At 63.1% G+C, this 16,203-nt stretch carries 17 protein-coding genes; 9 read left to right on the plus strand and 8 right to left on the minus strand.

Translation table 11 applies throughout. The features are described 5' to 3' along the window. Positions 1 to 44 precede the first annotated feature (44 nt). From LB556_RS09340 to LB556_RS09365, 6 genes are all read left to right on the plus strand, one after another. Entirely contained in the window at positions 45 to 395 is a 351-nt protein-coding gene (locus LB556_RS09340; protein WP_224566360.1) for an ArsR/SmtB family transcription factor, read from the plus strand. A 25-nt stretch (positions 396 to 420) separates the two neighbouring features. Continuing rightward, complete coding sequence (locus LB556_RS09345) at positions 421 to 2,304, plus strand: ABCB family ABC transporter ATP-binding protein/permease (protein WP_224566362.1); 1,884 nt, start codon at positions 421 to 423, stop codon at positions 2,302 to 2,304. A gap of 88 nt (positions 2,305 to 2,392) precedes the next feature. Further along, on the plus strand, positions 2,393 to 2,740 hold the full coding sequence (locus LB556_RS09350; protein ID WP_224566363.1) for an antibiotic biosynthesis monooxygenase: 348 nt from the start codon (positions 2,393 to 2,395) through the stop codon (positions 2,738 to 2,740). Positions 2,741 to 2,954: 214 nt separating this feature from the next. Then, positions 2,955 to 4,127 carry a DUF4375 domain-containing protein gene (locus tag LB556_RS09355; RefSeq protein WP_224566365.1) on the plus strand — a complete coding sequence of 391 codons (1,173 nt, stop codon included), beginning with the start codon at positions 2,955 to 2,957 and terminating at the stop codon, positions 4,125 to 4,127. A 125-nt stretch (positions 4,128 to 4,252) separates the two neighbouring features. Then, the gene (locus LB556_RS09360; RefSeq protein ID WP_224566367.1) at positions 4,253 to 4,951 is read left to right on the plus strand and encodes a phosphatidylserine decarboxylase; all 699 of its coding nucleotides are present in this window, start codon (positions 4,253 to 4,255) and stop codon (positions 4,949 to 4,951) included. 3 nt (positions 4,952 to 4,954) lie between these two features. Then, entirely contained in the window at positions 4,955 to 5,773 is an 819-nt protein-coding gene (locus LB556_RS09365; protein WP_411908574.1) for a CDP-alcohol phosphatidyltransferase family protein, read from the plus strand. A 46-nt stretch (positions 5,774 to 5,819) separates the two neighbouring features. Here the strand turns inward: LB556_RS09365 and LB556_RS09370 are convergent, their stop codons facing one another. From LB556_RS09370 to LB556_RS09380, 3 genes are all read right to left on the minus strand, one after another. After that, positions 5,820 to 8,042, minus strand: a complete 2,223-nt coding sequence (locus LB556_RS09370; RefSeq protein WP_224566369.1) for an AMP-binding protein — start codon at positions 8,040 to 8,042, stop codon at positions 5,820 to 5,822. A 379-nt stretch (positions 8,043 to 8,421) separates the two neighbouring features. Further along, positions 8,422 to 9,327 (minus strand): DMT family transporter, encoded by a 906-nt coding sequence (locus LB556_RS09375; protein ID WP_224566371.1) that lies wholly within the window; start codon positions 9,325 to 9,327, stop codon positions 8,422 to 8,424. Between the two features lie 54 nt (positions 9,328 to 9,381). Next, on the minus strand, positions 9,382 to 10,269 hold the full coding sequence (locus LB556_RS09380) for a DMT family transporter (RefSeq protein WP_224566373.1): 888 nt from the start codon (positions 10,267 to 10,269) through the stop codon (positions 9,382 to 9,384). A 334-nt stretch (positions 10,270 to 10,603) separates the two neighbouring features. On the opposite strand from LB556_RS09380, the gene LB556_RS09385 reads away from it, so the two are divergent. Further along, a complete protein-coding gene (locus tag LB556_RS09385; RefSeq protein ID WP_224566375.1) occupies positions 10,604 to 11,185 on the plus strand; it encodes a VOC family protein in 582 nt (193 codons plus the stop codon). Between the two features lie 22 nt (positions 11,186 to 11,207). Here the strand turns inward: LB556_RS09385 and LB556_RS09390 are convergent, their stop codons facing one another. Then, positions 11,208 to 11,429 (minus strand): hypothetical protein, encoded by a 222-nt coding sequence (locus tag LB556_RS09390; RefSeq protein ID WP_224566376.1) that lies wholly within the window; start codon positions 11,427 to 11,429, stop codon positions 11,208 to 11,210. Between LB556_RS09390 and LB556_RS09395 the strand changes: the two genes are divergently transcribed. Both LB556_RS09395 and LB556_RS09400 read left to right on the plus strand, forming a co-directional pair. Beyond that, positions 11,404 to 12,078, plus strand: coding sequence for a glutathione S-transferase family protein (locus LB556_RS09395; protein ID WP_224566378.1), 675 nt, complete (start codon positions 11,404 to 11,406; stop codon positions 12,076 to 12,078). The genes LB556_RS09390 and LB556_RS09395 overlap by 26 nt on opposite strands. A 76-nt stretch (positions 12,079 to 12,154) precedes the next feature. Further along, positions 12,155 to 12,658 carry an OsmC family protein gene (locus tag LB556_RS09400; RefSeq protein ID WP_224566380.1) on the plus strand — a complete coding sequence of 168 codons (504 nt, stop codon included), beginning with the start codon at positions 12,155 to 12,157 and terminating at the stop codon, positions 12,656 to 12,658. A 50-nt stretch (positions 12,659 to 12,708) separates the two neighbouring features. Here LB556_RS09400 and LB556_RS09405 read toward each other — a convergent pair whose 3' ends face one another. The 4 genes from LB556_RS09405 to LB556_RS09420 all read right to left on the minus strand — a co-directional run bounded on the left by LB556_RS09405 (position 12,709) and on the right by LB556_RS09420 (position 16,170). Continuing rightward, on the minus strand, positions 12,709 to 12,927 hold the full coding sequence (locus LB556_RS09405) for a hypothetical protein (protein WP_140765447.1): 219 nt from the start codon (positions 12,925 to 12,927) through the stop codon (positions 12,709 to 12,711). A gap of 225 nt (positions 12,928 to 13,152) precedes the next feature. Next, positions 13,153 to 13,893: an SDR family NAD(P)-dependent oxidoreductase gene (locus LB556_RS09410; protein ID WP_224566383.1), complete on the minus strand. Its 741-nt coding sequence runs from the start codon at positions 13,891 to 13,893 to the stop codon at positions 13,153 to 13,155. A gap of 46 nt (positions 13,894 to 13,939) precedes the next feature. Continuing rightward, entirely contained in the window at positions 13,940 to 15,409 is a 1,470-nt protein-coding gene (purF, locus tag LB556_RS09415) for an amidophosphoribosyltransferase (RefSeq protein WP_224566385.1), read from the minus strand. A gap of 104 nt (positions 15,410 to 15,513) precedes the next feature. Next, positions 15,514 to 16,170 carry a CvpA family protein gene (locus LB556_RS09420; protein ID WP_224566387.1) on the minus strand — a complete coding sequence of 219 codons (657 nt, stop codon included), beginning with the start codon at positions 16,168 to 16,170 and terminating at the stop codon, positions 15,514 to 15,516. Positions 16,171 to 16,203: the final 33 nt, after the last annotated feature.

The following is a 16,203-nucleotide window of genomic DNA, read 5'->3' on the forward strand; positions in this document are numbered from 1 at the left end:
CCCAGCTTGCCCTGTCATCGTTCATCGTCTATCGCCGATGAACGATGACAAAATGTATCCCCGTGCCAGACCTCGCCGCCACCGCACCGCCTGGCTGCATGCCGGACAGTCGCGCTGTCGCGGCGCGGTTCGCGGCGCTTTCGCATCCTGCTCGGATCGAGATACTGAAGCATCTGTCAGCCAGCAATTCCTGCTGCTGCCGTGAGGTCGTCGACCATTTCGACCTGGCGCAGTCGACCATCTCGCAGCATCTGAAAATATTGGTCGAGGCCGGCCTGGTCCGGTTCGAGCCCGACCGTCAGCGATCGCGCTACGCGGTCGATCGCGTGGCACTTGCCGAGATTTCGGCATCGCTGAACGCGCTCATCAATTCCTGCTGCTCAACCAGCCGCTGACCCTCTCACCTAAAAGGCAAGAAAAGTGGCCGAAAAGACCGTCTCCGCCGACACTTCAACACTCACGACAGTGCGCAACCTCTGGCCCTATATGTGGCCGGCCGACCGCGCCGACCTAAGGGCAAGGGTGACTTGGGCGACGCTGCTCTTGGTCGTAGCCAAAGTGACTCTGGTCGCTGGTCCCTATTTCTTCAAATGGGCAACTGATGCGCTGGCGGGCGGCTTCAAAACGCCTCCGCCGCTGCCGTCATTCATGCTCGCCCCGGTGATGCTGGTCATCGCCTATAATGTGCTCAGGCTCGTCCAGCTCGGCTTCAACCAACTGCGCGATGCGCTGTTTGCCCGGGTCGGCCAGCATGCGGTGCGTCAGCTTGCGTTCCGCACCTTCGTGCACATGCATCAACTGTCGTTGCGCTTCCACCTGGAACGCCGCACCGGCGGCCTGTCGCGCATCATCGAGCGCGGCACCAAGGGCATCGAGACGATCGTGCGTTTCATCATGCTGAACACGGCGCCGACCATCCTCGAATTCGCGCTGACCGCAGGCATATTTGGCTTCACCTATGGCTGGAAATACGTAGCCGTTGTTGCGATCACCGTCTGCATCTACGTCTGGTTCACGGTCAAGGCCAGCGACTGGCGCATCTCGATCCGCCGCGACATGAACGACAGCGACACCGACGCCAACACCAAGGCGATCGACTCGCTGCTCAATTTCGAGACGGTCAAGTACTTCACCAATGAATGGATGGAAGCCGAACGCTTCGACCGCTCGATGGCGCGCTACGAGATCGCCGCCACCAAGACCTGGACCTCGCTCGGCTGGCTGAACTTCGGCCAGGGCGCCATCTTCGGTCTCGGCACGGTCGTCGTCATGTGCATGTCGGCGCTGGAGGTGCAGGCCGGCACCCAGACGGTTGGCGACTTCGTCTTCATCAACGCCATGCTGGTGCAACTGTCGGTGCCGCTCAACTTCATCGGCTTCATCTATCGCGAAATCCGGCAGGGGTTGACCGACATCGAGCACATGTTCGACCTGCTGGACGTGCCGCAGGAGATCGTCGACAGGCCGGATGCCAGGCCTCTGCGGGTCAGCGCCGGCAAGGTCGAGTTCCGCGACGTGCATTTCTCGTATGATCCGAACCGAAAGATCCTGAAGGGCATCTCCTTCGAGGTGCCGGCCGGCAAGACGGTCGCCATTGTCGGGCCGTCGGGTGCGGGCAAGTCGACCATCTCACGGCTGCTGTTCCGCTTCTACGATGTGCAGTCCGGCCAGGTGCTGATCGACGGCCAGGATATCAGGGATGTGACGCAGGACAGCCTGCGCGCAGTGCTCGGTATGGTGCCGCAGGACACGGTGCTGTTCAACGACACGATCGCCTACAACATCCGATATGGCCGCGTCAGCGCCAGCGAGGAAGATGTGCGCAAGGCTGCCGAACTCGCCCAGATCGGACCGTTCATCGAGAAGCTGCCCGACGGCTACAAGTCGATGGTCGGCGAGCGCGGGCTGAAGCTTTCCGGCGGCGAGAAGCAACGCGTGGCGATCGCCCGCACCATCCTGAAGGCGCCGCCGATCCTGATGCTCGACGAAGCCACTTCGGCGCTCGATAGCCACACCGAGCAGGAAATCCAGGCCGCACTCGACCTGGTCAGCAAGGGCCGCACCACCATCGTCATCGCCCACCGCCTGTCGACGGTGATTTCGGCCGACGAGATCATCGTACTCAAGGATGGCCAGATCGCCGAGCGCGGCACCCATGTCGAGCTGATGCGAAAGCACGGACTCTACGCCTCGATGTGGGACCGCCAGCGAGAGGCGACCGAAGCCGAGGAGCGGCTGCGCATAGCTCGCGAAAGCGACGAGCTTGGCGTCGTTGTTCGCCGGCGGACATCGGAGGTAAATTGATCTTTGCGCTTGACCTCAACTTTGGTTGAGATTGTACGCCGTTCTTGGAGCCCAAAACGACATGGTTCAAGAGAACGGAACGATTGAAATGAGCAAGACAAATTATAATATTGATGGCGGCAGCGTGTTCAGGGTCGACAAGTTCGTCGTCCCCGCCGCCGCCCGCGAGGAGATACTCGTCAAGGTGAGGACAACCCACGAATTGCTGCGCCAGCAGCAGGGTTTCGTGCAGGATTTCGTGCTCGAGCAATTTTCGGGGCCGGGCGAATTCAACCTGGTGACGATCGTCGAATGGGAAAGCCAGGCGGCCGTCGACAATGTCGTGCCGATCGTCAAGGCCGCGCATGAGCGCATCGCCTTCAATCCGCAGGAAACCATTGCGCGCCTGGGTGTCAAGGCAGACATCGCCAACTACCAGCGCGTGCCGGAGGTGTAAGGTCTTCCTAGCGCCGCGGCGCCTGGTCGGTGGGCGTCCTCATCTTGTCCAATAGCAAGGGCTTTTATCTCCGACGACCAGTGATATTGTCTCGACAGAATAATCGCCAATTTACTTCGGACAAATTTCGATGTTTGGGTTTTTCTCGCGTAGATCCAAAGAATCCTCCGAGAAGAAAGGCCTAGCTTCGGAGGCCAAGGGAGGTAGCCTTCTGGTGCCCCTGATCGTCGTGCCTCGTTCGAAGATCGAACAGGCTGGCGAAAAGCCTTTTCAGCTTGTCGTCGCCGTCATGCAATTCACCGTGAACATGATTTCCAAAGGGCTATATCGGGACTCAGAGATCAACCCCAAGGCGATGCAGGTATTTCACGCGGACTGGTATTCCTCGGAGGTAAAGAACGGCGGCCACAGCCAATTTATCCATAACGCAGACGAAGAAATATACCCAATGATTGCCAACGCCAAAGCTGCGCTCATTGCTTGCGGTGCAGAGGGTCAGTTGGCGACGTTGGAGAAGATGTCGGCGTGGGTTGCCAGACATCCCGACAAAGCGGCGAAACAAACGGGCTTCGAGGGTGGTCGCGACGATTTCCTGGATACGCTCGATGACGCATTTTACGAAGCGGACGAAGCCGTGGTGATGGAGGATTTGCTTGCGCGATGGATCACGTCCTGGCCCGATCTGCAAATTGTCGATGATGACGATTACGACGATGCCATCGACCAACTGGTGCTGGCAAACCCCCAGCGCGAAGGCAGGCTTCTTCACGAGTCGGTTGGCGAACTGGTGCGCCAGATGTTCAGCCAGCGCGAGGTTGGCGCCGGCCTAGCCTGCGCAAAAATATCACCACCGGAGATCAAGCTGGCATTCGGGATGGCAAGGATATTGGACGTCGAAGGCGAAAAGCAGCTGGTTTTCCAGCTTCGAACCAGTTCGAAAGAGCTCCGGCTGTGCGCCAAAACAAAGGCAAGCGTTGCCGTTTACGAACATATCGCGCCCGAAGATCCACCGATCGTACGCCCGAGTGAGAACTCGTTGGGAGCGAACCCACCACGAATCGGCGTGCGGCTTGGTCATGCTGAAGGACCGGAGATCAACGCGGTTATCGAATTGGCCGAGCAATTCCATGCTCCGGTCGCAGTCGACCTTTTGTTGCGCAAAGCCGGGTTCGATCCTGTGGGTGCAGTTGTGTCGGCGAACTCGATCGTGCAAACTGCGGAAGGTCCCCTCGTGAACTGGGTGGTGACGGCGTCGGACCGGGCCTTCCTTTTTTTGTCTTCGCCGAATGGCGGTCTGCTCTTGCGGGGCAAGGATGACGAAAAGCTCGCTGAGGCTACCATGTCCGAACTCGACGAGCACTTTGATCGCTCCGCTGCCGCTGGATAGCTATCTGCTCGCGTTTCGGGGTATCCGTCTTCAGTGACCCGCCATCCGCCCCCCATTGTCGCGTTGCGGCGAGGGGGCCTTTCGGCTATTGAGGCCGGACTTGAAACAGGGACCTCCCCCATCCCATGAGCCTTGTCGACACGGTCAAGAACGCATTCGTACCGATCCATCGCGAAGGCTATCCCTTCATCGCGGCCTTCGGCGCGGCAACGCTTTTCATCGGTTATTTCTCGTGGATCCTCTTCTGGATCGGCCTCATCTTGACCGCTTGGTGCGTCTATTTCTTTCGTGATCCCGAGCGAGTCACGCCTGTAGACGACCGCCTGGTGGTAAGCCCCGCCGACGGCATCGTCTCGGCGGTGGGACCCGCCGTGCCACCGCGCGAGCTTGGCCTCGGCAATGTCGAGATGACCCGTATCTCCGTGTTCATGAACGTCTTTTCCTGCCACGTGAACCGCTCTCCGGTTCGCGGCCGCATCGCCAAGATCGAACATCGCCCCGGAAAGTTCCTCAACGCCGAATTGGACAAGGCGAGCACCGAGAACGAGCGCAACGGCCTTGTTATCGACAGTCCAAACGGAACGGTGGCGGCAGTCCAGATCGCCGGCCTTGTGGCGCGCCGCATTGTCTGCTGGGCCGAGGCCGGCGGCTCGATCGCCATCGGCGAACGTTTCGGCCTGATCCGTTTCGGCTCGCGCGTCGACGTGTTCCTGCCTTTGACCGCCACACCGCGCGTTGCCGTTGGCCAGACGGCGGTCGGCGGCGAAACCGTACTGGCCGAATTCGGCGGCATCACCGGCACGCCCCTCGTACGGATTTCCTGACCGGTGGGCACGCAGTATAAAAAATTCGAAGCCCATGCCAGCGGCGGTCCGCGCATCCGCGAGATCCCGATGCGCATGGTGCTGCCCAATCTCGTCACCGTGCTTGCCATCTGCGCCGGCCTGTCCGGCATCCGCTTCGGTTTCGAGGGCCGTTTCGAGCCGGCGGTGGTGATGGTGCTGCTGGCTGCTTTTCTCGACGGCATCGACGGCCGCCTGGCGCGGATGCTGAAGGCGACCTCGAAATTCGGCGCGCAGATGGATTCGCTGGCCGACATCGTCAATTTCGGCGTCGCTCCTGCCCTGGTGCTCTATGCCTTCCTGCTCGACCGCGCCGGCTCGCCGGGCTGGATCGCTGCACTCCTGTTCGCGATCGCCTGTGGGTTGCGGCTGGCGCGCTTCAACGTGCTGGACGACGAGAAGGCCGAGCGCCCGATATGGCAGAGCGAATATTTCGTCGGCGTGCCGGCGCCGGCGGGCGCCGTGCTGGTGATGCTGCCGCTCTATCTCTATTTCCTGCGCCTTGGTGTGGAGCCCAGCCGGCCGGCCGCCTTCGTCGCCACCGGCTTCACGATCCTGGTTGCCTTCCTGCTGGTCAGCCGGTTGCCGGTCTATTCCGGCAAGAGCATCAAGATTCCCGGCGACAGGGTGCTGCCGGTCATCCTCGCCGTCGTCCTCTACGTGCTCTTGCTGATGACCTATCCCTGGTACACGCTGACGGCATCGGTCGCGGGCTACCTGATCTTCCTGCCGTTTTCCGTGCGCGCCTATTCCAAGCGCGCCAAGCTGGAAGGCGAGAAGGTGTCGCCTTCGGACATAGGTTAGCCTTTCGAACATAGATTAGAAAGTCGGCCGAAGTCGTTGATACGACTCAGGCCGCCACGCCAAGCCCCAGCCGGTCGATCGCCAGCTTCCAGGTCGACACATAGTCGGTCTTGCCCGAACCAAGCACCGGGATTTCTTCGACCTTGACGATGTCGTTGGGCACCATCAGTTCGGCCGCTCCGGCCTTTTTGCCGAATTGGCGCAGCTCCTCGGCGCTTGCATCGCCGGCGGTGGTGACCAGCACGATGCGCTCGCCCCGCCTCTTGTCCGGCACCGCCACCGCCGCGTGGCGTTTTTCCGGCCAAAGCGACTGCACCAGCATCTCGACCGCTCCTAGCGACACCATCTCGCCGGCGATCTTGGCGAAGCGCCTGGCGCGGCCGCGAATGCTGATGAAACCTTCGCGGTCGACGGCGACGATGTCGCCCGTGTCGTGCCAGCCGGTCAGCGGCTGTAGCTCGCCGGGGCGGTCTGCGGTCATGTAGCCCATCATCATGTTCGGCCCGTCGAGCCATAACCGGCCGGCATCATCGATGCCTTCCACCGGCTCTAGCTTCATGCGGATGGCCGGCAAAAGCCGGCCGACCGTGCCGTCGCGGCCGTGGATCGCCGTGTTGACGGCAACGACGGGCGCCGCCTCGGTCAGGCCAAACCCCTCGATGATCTCGGCCTGGAAGCGCTCGCGATAGACGCGGCGGGTATCCTGTCTCACCGCCTCCGCGCCGGCGACGACAAAGCGCAGGCTGGAAAAATCCCCGTCCTTGGCGGTGCGCGCATAGTTGGCGAGGAACGTGTCCGTGCCGAACATGATGGTCGGTTTCACCTTGCGCGCGATCTCGGGGATGATCTTGTAGTGGAGAGGCGAGGGATAGAGGAACAGCTTTACCCCGGTGACCAGTGGCAGGATAGTGCCGCCCGTCAGGCCGAACGAATGGAACACCGGCAGCACGTTGAGCAGGATGTCCACCGGCGAAATGGTGATCCGCGCCTCGGCCTGCATGGCATTGGCGAGAAGGTTCTTTTGCGACAGGATAACCGCCTTCGGCGTGCCTTCCGAGCCAGAGGTGAACAGGATCACGCCCGGCTTGGCCGCATCCTGCCGCCGCAGCGGCAGGCGCCACAGCAGGGCGGCTGCAAGCTTGTCCGCCGTGGTGATGCTTTGGCGCACATCTTCCAGCCACAGCAGCCTGGCGCCGCCCTTTTCGACGGCGGCGACGATATCGGCGAGATCGGCCTTCTCGACGAAGGCACGTGAGGAGACAACGGTCCGGATCACGGCGGTGCGTACCGCCGCGGTTACGCTTGCCGCCCCTGCCGTGTAGTTGATCATCGCCGCCACGCGGCCCGCCGACAGAAGGCCGACGAACGACAGCACGACACCATTGGCGTTGGGCAGCATCACCCCCACCGCTTCGCCCGGCGCCGTCACCGCCTCGAAGCGCCTGCCCAGCGCCCGCGCGCCGATGAACATCTTGCGGTAGGTCAGGGAACCGGAGATGACGTCCTCGATGATCGGGTGCGACGCGCCGACGCGGTTGGCGGCGTCGCGCATGGCCAGGAACAGGCCGCGATCGAGGTCGGTGCCGAAAAGCCGGGCCTCGGCGACGCGGTCGAACAGCGCATTGGTGTTCGAGGCCTGGTCCGGGTTGCGCGCCACCAGTTCGGCGATCGTCATCGGCTCCAGGACACTGATCGACAACCGTGGAAACCAGTGACGCGGTGCCTTGTCCGCCGGTGTCAGCGAGGCCGGCAGGCTGCGTGCGCCGGCAACGAAAATCGGCACGATGCGGGCATCGGCTTGCATGGCGATGCGGGTGACGGCGCGAAACAGCCGAAACGTCTTGACGTCAGGCTCGACCGCGTCCGGCAGATAGACGGCCAGCCGGCCCTTGCCCTTCAGCACGCGCACCAGCCGGCGGCTTACGAAGACATGTTCGGCGTTGAAGGCAATGGTGCGGCCGAGTTCGCGCCAGGGTTCGAGCCAGGGCGAGCGCGCCGAGACCTCGTCGAGTATGTGCAGCGTGTCGTCCGGCAGCAGCGACAGCATCAGCGCCGGCTCGAGGCGCGACTGGTGCGAGATGACATAGATGACCGGCGCCTGCGCCTTGCGGGCGACCCTGATGCGATCGTCGCTGATCCGGTACGCCAGCTTGAACGGCACGTAGAGCAGCGCCTGGGTAAAGCGCAGGCCGAGGCGGAACTTTTCCACCGCCCCGATCAGCAGCCAGGCTATAACCAGGCCCGCGAGCAGCGCCAGTGCCAGGATCATGCCGCTTGTCTCCCAACGATTCTTGTCATCGCGGCTCTTGTGCGGCCGCTTCGGGGGCAGAGCCTAGCGGAAGTCGAGGCAAGGTCAATGCGCAACGGGCGCCGTCTTCGATGCTTCCGCAGGCGATCTGGCGGCTGCCCAAGCGGCAACCTCGCTCTATCCGACGCGCTCCGCTGATTTGGCGAGGCGCCGAGTCCCATCGCCAATCCGTTGGCAAGAAAAGCCGACCTGCGTCGGGCTGTTCCATTGCAAAGAAAAAGCCGACCTTGCGGTCGGCTTGGGAGTAGGACGGGCCGAGGGGTTTGGGGGGACTTGGGGGGTGGCCCGTCGCAGCAATAATGTCTGGGCACGGTGATGGTTCCGTGACTTTGGAAATTTTTTAAGAAATATTTGACGACCTTTGCCGGGAGCGTGCCTTCAGCCAGTCGCGGCCGGCGTGGGCGAAGACCGCGCAGAGCACGATCGAGCCGCCCACCATGCTGGCCGCCGGCGGTATCTCGGCCAGGAACAGGAATGCAAACAGGATCGCGAACGGCACTTCCGCCGAGCCGAGCAGGCCGGATTCAGGCGCCGGGATAAGCCGCGCCCCTTCCGTCCAAAGAATTGAAGCCAGCGCGAAGGACGCGCCGAAGGTGACAAGCAGAATGGCGTCCCTTGCCGAGACCGCCAGGGGATCGGTGACGAACCAGCCGAGTATGAACAACAGGAAGGCTGAAACCGCGCCGGCCCACACCACGGGCGTGTCGCGGAAGGCACGCACCATGATCATGTAGAGCGCGCTGCCGGCCGTCATCAGCAGTGCCAGCCCGTCGCCGAACAGGTTGCCGGTGCCAAAACCCGACCACACCATGATGGTAACCCCGCACAGCGACACCGCCGCGGCCACCATCGTCTGGAGGCGGAAGGGCTCGCGCACCAACATCCAGGCCAGTACGGCGGCAATGAAGGGCGACGTCGCGTAGATGACCGCGACATTGGCGACGAAGGTGAACTTGAAAGCCGAAATGAAGGCGATGCTGGCCAGCGCGCCTTCAACCGCCAGCAGCCAGCCGCGCCAGCCAAGCCGCAGCGGTTCACGGTTGCCGGCGCGGCGGCGCCAGAGCACGTAGAGGCTGATCAGGATCGAGCCGACAAAGCCGCGCCAGCAGGTGATCGTCAGCGGATCGGCATGGATCGACTTGGTCAGCACGCCGGTCAGCCCGAACACGGCAGCCGAGGATGACACCAGAATGATGCCCAGCGTGCGCTCGGCGACAGTGTCGGTGGTGGCTGTCACATCAGTCATGCCGCAAAACTACGCCACTCCATCCTGACATCGTAGCGTCAGCAATAATGAACATCAAAGCCGCTTGCGGAAATGCTCGCCGCCGACGATCAGCAGGCCGGCGGCGACGATAAGGGCGGCGCCCAGAAACACCTCGCGGCGCGGCACGTCGCCCCAGATTGCGAAGCCGAGCGCGAACGCCCACAACAGGGAGGTGTATTCGAGTGGCGCCAGGATGGATGCCGGCGTGCGCTTCATGCCTTCGAAGAGAAGATATTGCGCCAGGCCGCCAAGTGCACCGACGCTGGCAAGAAGCAGCAACTGCGCCGGGTCCGGCGTATGCCACCACAGCAGGGCCGGCACCACCGAAAACACCAGGAAATAGAAATTGTTGAGGAGGAGCTGAATCATCGAGCGCTCGGCAAGGGCCGTCTTGCGCAGGAGTACGATGGCGATGCCCCACAGGAAGGCCGCCGTCAGCACCAGCAACACGGGTACCGACAGGCCAAGATGGGCGGGATCGCAGGCAACGAAGACACCGGCAAAGCCGATCAGAACCGCCAGCCAGCGCAGAACAGGCACCTTTTCGCCGAGCAGGACCACCGAAAGCACGGTGACGATGATCGGGGCCGCGTAATAGACGGTGGTCAGTTCGGCAAGCTGCAGGCTGCGCGCGGCATTGTAATAGCAAAGCCATGCGGCAAGCGTGAAGGCGCTGCGCACCAGCATCGGCCGGACGATCGGCGAGCGCACCGTGTCGGCAAACAGCGCCCGCCCGCCGATGGCTGCGCACGCGCCGAGAATGGTGATGCTGCGGAAGAACATGATCTGCCAGACGCTCATGCCGGTGACCAGCAGCTTGATCGAGGCATCCTGCGTCGAAAACAGCAAGTAGGCGGCGCCGGTCAAAAAGATGCCGGCGAGAACCCTTTCCCGTGTGTCGAGAATGGCGATGTCGGCCATAAGGCGTGCGCCTGCTTGTGAGGGCGGTCCGACCCTGACGGCTCCGCTCCCGCCAGCTATACGGGCGAAATCGCGGACGGCGCAGCTCCAGCGCCGTGCTTGCGTTGGGGCAGGGGACGGCAGCGCGAAATACAGCCTGTCTGCGATGCGGCTTCTGGCGCGGCACGGCTGATTGGTTTAGCATCGCCTTATAAAGCGGAAGCCGAAGGGCAAGCGCGCGGAACGTCGGCGAACAAACAAGAAATTGGCGCTCAGCTCATGCCGGATGTAGCATGCGCGGGCGCGGCCCGACGGGCCGTCTGTGCCAGGGCGGATATTGCGGGGGAGAAGGCCGATGCGGAAACTGCAGTCGCAAGGCGTCCATCACATCACGCTGGTCGGCGCCGGCCGCCAGACCTCGATCGATTTCTGGGAAGGTGCGCTGGGCATGCCTTTCATCTTCGAGCAGCCCAACCTCGACAAGCCGAGTGAAAGCCATCTTTATTTCGATCCGGGCGACGGCCGGCTGATCACCATCTTCACCGACGAGGCCCGCATGGCCGTGCAGCGCCGCACCCCGACCGACACGGGCTGTGTCCATCACATCGCCTTTGCGGTGTCGCGCGTCACCTTCCTTCAGGCGGTCGCCCGGCTCGACGAGCGCGCCATCAAGCACAGCGGCGTCAAGGATCGCGGCTTCATGGATTCGATCTATTTCGAGGATCCGCTCGGCCTGCTGATCGAGCTTGCCTCCTACCGCTTCGAGCCGCCCGCGGGCTCCACTCATGCCGACGTGCTGATGGAGGCGCATAAGCTTCGCGTCGCACGCGGCGACTACAACATCGCCGAAGTGCATCTGGCTGATGCCATCCAGGCGCTGGTGGAACGCGCGCGCGCGACATTGTCGGCCGACCGAGCACCCAAAAATCCGTATTGAAGGCTGAACAGGCAAGGGAGGACTACGTGGCAAAGGCAGTGACGAAGAGCGCCGGAAAACCGGCGACCAAACCAGCGTCAAAACCGGCAGCAAAAACGGCCGCGAAGCCGGCGGCAAAAGCAGCGGCCAAACCAGCGGCCAAGACGGCGCCAAAGGCAGCTGCCGGCAAGACGGCGTCCAAGGCAAAACCGGCAAAGAAACAGGCACTGACCATCAGCATGCTGAAGCCGAGCGTCAACAACATGACCGTTCGTGTCTTTGCCCGCGCCGCCGGACTGGACCATGCGGAGACCGATGCGTGGGGACAAACGCGCTCGCCGGAATACATGGCGCGCAATCCGGCCCATCTGACGCCCATGATCGAGGACAAGGGCCTGCCGCGCGGCGTGCTGTGGGAGAGCTGCGCCATCATGCAATACCTTTCCAACAAACATGGGTTGGAGAAATTCTATCCCAAGGCGCCAGCCAAACGGGCGATGATAGACAGCGCGATGTTTTATCTGATCGGCACGCTCTATCCTTATGTGGCGCGCGCCACATATCCGGCACTCGGCTTTCCGCAATATGCCGGCGAAGTCGGCCATAGCGACGCCCATCCGGAGAGGAAATCCGAGGCGCAGAAGGCGGCGGTCGCCGCGATTGCCGAGCCGCTCGAGGTCTTCCATTCCTTCTTCCGCAACGGCAAGCCGTTCATCGGTGGCAAAAACCCCTCAATCGCCGACATCCGTCTGGCGGCGACCCTCGAGTTCCTCGCCGTCATAAACTACGCCTTGCCCAAATGGGCGAAGGAATACATGGCTGCGATGGAGAAGAAGCTCGGCAAGGCCTATGCCGGCCCGGCCGGCGACGTGCGCGGCTACATCGCGCATGTGAAGTCGCAGGCGAACGCGTGACGCGGGTGAGGGACACCATTAGGCGGCGCCGCAGGAAAGGAATTGTGGTGCACGAGAAGCTATCGAAAGGCTGGATATGGACGCGACCGGATTGAAGGCCATGCAGGCGCCGCTGAAGGACGCTTATCGCGGCGATGCTTCGCGCGCGCTGATCACGCTGCGAGCCAAGGGCACGATCGACGACCAGTCGATCGCTTGCAAGGTCGAGACGGGCAGGGCGATCGCTGTTGCCGGCCTGCACCCGGCGACAGGCGGCTCGGGGCTCGAACTGTGTTCCGGCGACATGCTGCTCGAGGCGCTGGTGGCGTGCGCCGGGGTGACGCTGAAGGCTGTGGCGACGGCGCTCGAGTTCAAGCTCGGCGCCGCGACGGTCGAGGCCGAGGGCGACCTTGATTTTCGCGGCACGCTCGGTGTCGCCAAGGATGCGCCGGTCGGTTTTCGCGCCATCCGGCTCAATTTCAATCTCGACACGCGTGAGCCGCAGGAGCGTATCGATTCGCTGCTGAAGCTGACCGAGCGCTATTGCGTCGTGTTCCAGACCATCAATCAGAAGCCTGAGCTGACGGTGAGCGCGCATTGATGAATCACAAGGCCCGCGGCGGCCGCCGCGGGCCTTGTGATTCCTGGTGCTTACTGCGCCGACGGCGCTTCGGCATCGCCTTCGTCGGTGAAGGGCGAGGCGCTCGGTACGCACTGTACCGACCAGCCGGCGGGTGTCGGCTGCTTCTGATACTCGGTGATCGCGGCGGTGCACTGTTCGCGCTTGTCGAAGGTGCTTGGCAGCACGACCATGCCGCCCTGTGGGCCGGCGATTACCAGATACCAGACCAATGCTGCGGTGGTAGCCATGGAGTTTTCCTTGTTCTGCCCAGCAGGGCGCTTGGTGAGGGAGCCATCCGACCCTAACAACTCCTCGGAAATGACGAAAGCATGACCGGCGGATTTCTGGGCTTGCGTGTTGCAGCCGCCACAATTCAATCGGCCGCAAAACAATAGAACAGCCGCCGAGGCGTCGAGACCGCCGGGGTCGTGACGACCCACCATGGCCGCCTCGTCGGCATCGAAGGCTCGAGCTTATTCCGGTTGCCGGTAGGCGACGAAGCGGTTGTGCTTGGCCTGGAAGATCAGGCCGGTTTCCTTGAGGTCCGGGCTGGCCAGCGGCACGATGCGTCTGGCGATCTCGGACGGGTGCGGCAACGTCTCGGGATCCTCGCCGGGCACGGCTTGCGCCCGCATCGCGGTGCGGGTGGCGCCGGGGTCGGCGGCGTTGATGCGCAGCGGCAGGCTTTGCGTCTCATGCGCCCAGGAGCGCATCATGGTCTCCACCGCTGCCTTCGATGCAGCGTACGGCGCCCAGAAGGCGCGCGCCGAATGCGCGGCGTTCGAAGACAGGATAATCGCCCGTCCGGCATCCGAAAGCCGCAGCAGCGGATCGACGGAGCGAATCAGCCGCCAGGTCGAGGTGACGTTGATGGTCATCACCTTCTCGAAGGTCTTGGCCTCGACATGGCCGATCGGCGAGATGACGCCGAGCACGCCGGCATTGGCGACGAGGATGTCGAGCTTTCCCCAGCGCTCGTTAATGGCACCGCCCAGCCGGTCGATGCCAGCCATGTCGGCGAGGTCGAGCGGCACCAGCGTCGCCTGGCCGCCGGCCGCCTTGATCTGGTCGTCGAGTTCTTCCAGCCCGCCGACGGTGCGGGCTACCGCGATGACATGCGCACCGGCGGCCGCCAATTCCCTGGCGATGAAATAGCCGATGCCGCGCGAGGCACCGGTGACGACCGCAACGCGGCCGGTAAGGTCGAGGGTCATGCGATGGCTTCCGGAAATCTGACTAGGCTGGTGACGCTCCGGCAATCTACGCCCCGCTTGTCGCCAGCAGCGACAGCGTGCGCACATTGTCGTGGCCTTCGAAGTCGAGCAGGCGGGTCGGGTACTGGCCGGTAAAGCATGCATCGCAGAACTGCGGCTGTTCGTCGTTGCGGCTGGCTTCGCCGACGGCACGATAGAGCCCGTTGATGGAGAGGAAGCCCAGCGAATCGACGCGGATGAACTCGGCCATTTCTTCCACCGACATGCGCGACGCCAGCAGCTTCGACTTCTCCGGCGTGTCGACGCCGTAGAAGCACGAGGCGCTGGTGGGCGGCGAGGCAATGCGCATGTGCACTTCCCTGGCGCCGGCGTCGCGCACCATCTGCACGATCTTCTGGCTGGTGGTGCCGCGCACGATGGAATCGTCGACCAGCACCACGCGCTTGCCTTCGATCATGCGGCGGTTGGCGTTGTGCTTCAGCTTGACGCCCATGTGGCGGATGGAGTCGCCGGGCTGGATGAAGGTGCGGCCGACATAGTGATTGCGGATGATGCCGAGTTCGAAGGGAATGCCCGCAGCCTGGCTGAAGCCGATGGCCGCCGGCGTGCCGGAATCCGGCACCGGCACGACGATGTCGGCATCGACCGGATCTTCCTGCGCCAGTTCGGCGCCAATGCGCTTGCGCACTTCATAGACGTTGCGGCCCTCGACCGAGGAGTCGGGCCGGGCGAAGTAGACATATTCGAAGATGCAGAAGCGGGTCTTCTGAGGTTCGAACGGGAACAGGCTCTCGATGCCCTTGGAGGTGACGACGACCATCTCGCCGGGCTTCAGGTCGCGCACGAAGCGGGCGCCGATGATGTCGAGCGCGCATGTCTCGGAGGCGAGGATCCAGGCGCCGTCGAGATCGCCCAACACCAGCGGGCGGATGCCGAGCGGGTCGCGGCAGCCGATCATCTTCTTGGCTGTCATCGCCACCAGCGAGAAGGCGCCCTCGACCTGGCGCACCGCGTCGATGAAGCGCGAGTTGAGGTCGCGCTCCTTGCTGGTCGCAACCAGGTGCAAAAGCGTTTCGGTGTCGGAGGTGGAGGAGAAGATCGCGCCCTGCTTCTGCAAGGCCCGCTGCACCGTCATGGCATTGGTCAAATTGCCGTTGTGCGCAACGGCGAAGCCGCCGTCGGCCAATTCGGCGAAGAAGGGCTGGATGTTGCGCATCCCCGCGCCGCCGGTCGTGGCGTATCGCGTGTGACCGATGGCGCGATTACCCTGCAGGCTGTCGATGACGCGTTGCTTGGTGAAAGTATCGCCGATCAGGCCGACATGGCGTTCGACATGGAACTGAGTGCCGTCATAGGAAACGATGCCGGCCGCTTCCTGGCCGCGATGCTGCAGCGCATGCAGGCCCAGTGTGACGATGGCCGCCGCGTCCTGCCGGCCGAAGATGCCGAACACACCGCATTCGTCATGGAAGTGGTCGTTGGCCTCGGCGGAAAGCACGTTGTCTGCGTCTGCCATCTTAAGCTCCGCTAAAATCGCCATATAAGGCGGTCGCGCGTCGAAAGCAACGCACCGCGTGCGGTCGTTCACATTGATCGTTCGTCTGACGCCCGGTTGGCGCGTCAGTTCGCCGGCGCTGGCGCCGGCTTGGCCGTGTTGTCGGCGGGGCCGGTGTCATTGTCGTCAGGAGCCGGCGCGTTGGCATCGTCACCGGTTGCCGGTGCATCCGCCGCCGGTGCATCGGGCGCAGCCGGGGTCTCGGCGCCTGCTTTCGGGCTGAGCTTCTTGAGGATTGCGTTTTCCGTGTCGGCGGGCAGCAGGTTCTCGATCTTGGCGCCTATCTGCTCCAGCAAGGGCCGCGACTTGGCATCCGTGACCCAAGCCGGGGCCTTGGCGCCGGCCAACCAGTTGAAGAACAGCAGCGCCACCGCGACGACCAGGATTCCGCGCGCCGCGCCGTAGAGAAAACCGAGCGTGCGGTCGAGCGCGCCGATGCGCGAATCGATGATCCAGTCGGCGAGTTTCATGGTGATGACCGAGACCACGATCAGCGCGATGATGAAGACGACGCCGGCGGCTGCCGCCATCGCGATCTTCTCATTGTCGATATAGGGCTTCAGGTAGGGGAGGACCGGTTTGTAGAAGAAGAAGGCCGCCGCCGCCGCTGCCGCCCACGAAACAACTGACAGCACCTCGCGCGAAAACCCGCGAACCATGGCGAGCATCGCCGAGACCAGGGTGAAGCCGACGAGAATTCCGTCAAGCAGCGTAATCGGCATGTCTTTGGCCCCGCTCCGATCTTTTCTTCACGG

This window comes from Mesorhizobium sp. ES1-4, from assembly GCF_020164745.1.
Lineage (GTDB): Bacteria > Pseudomonadota > Alphaproteobacteria > Rhizobiales > Rhizobiaceae > Mesorhizobium.

Bases quoted from the DNA above. Each gene is read 5' to 3' on its own strand.
- purF (WP_224566385.1), bottom strand. From the start codon at position 15,409: ATGGCAGACGCAGACAACGTGCTTTCCGCCGAGGCCAACGACCACTTC.
- LB556_RS09395 (WP_224566378.1), top strand. From the start codon at position 11,404: ATGCTGAAGCCGAGCGTCAACAACATGACCGTTCGTGTCTTTGCCCGC.
- LB556_RS09405 (WP_140765447.1), bottom strand. From the start codon at position 12,927: ATGGCTACCACCGCAGCATTGGTCTGGTATCTGGTAATCGCCGGCCCA.
- LB556_RS09375 (WP_224566371.1), bottom strand. From the start codon at position 9,327: ATGACTGATGTGACAGCCACCACCGACACTGTCGCCGAGCGCACGCTG.
- LB556_RS09340 (WP_224566360.1), top strand. From the start codon at position 45: ATGACAAAATGTATCCCCGTGCCAGACCTCGCCGCCACCGCACCGCCT.
- LB556_RS09370 (WP_224566369.1), bottom strand. From the start codon at position 8,042: ATGATCCTGGCACTGGCGCTGCTCGCGGGCCTGGTTATAGCCTGGCTG.
- LB556_RS09410 (WP_224566383.1), bottom strand. From the start codon at position 13,893: ATGACCCTCGACCTTACCGGCCGCGTTGCGGTCGTCACCGGTGCCTCG.
- LB556_RS09390 (WP_224566376.1), bottom strand. From the start codon at position 11,429: ATGTTGTTGACGCTCGGCTTCAGCATGCTGATGGTCAGTGCCTGTTTC.
- LB556_RS09380 (WP_224566373.1), bottom strand. From the start codon at position 10,269: ATGGCCGACATCGCCATTCTCGACACACGGGAAAGGGTTCTCGCCGGC.
- LB556_RS09350 (WP_224566363.1), top strand. From the start codon at position 2,393: ATGAGCAAGACAAATTATAATATTGATGGCGGCAGCGTGTTCAGGGTC.
- LB556_RS09420 (WP_224566387.1), bottom strand. From the start codon at position 16,170: ATGCCGATTACGCTGCTTGACGGAATTCTCGTCGGCTTCACCCTGGTC.
- LB556_RS09360 (WP_224566367.1), top strand. From the start codon at position 4,253: ATGAGCCTTGTCGACACGGTCAAGAACGCATTCGTACCGATCCATCGC.
- LB556_RS09400 (WP_224566380.1), top strand. From the start codon at position 12,155: ATGGACGCGACCGGATTGAAGGCCATGCAGGCGCCGCTGAAGGACGCT.
- LB556_RS09385 (WP_224566375.1), top strand. From the start codon at position 10,604: ATGCGGAAACTGCAGTCGCAAGGCGTCCATCACATCACGCTGGTCGGC.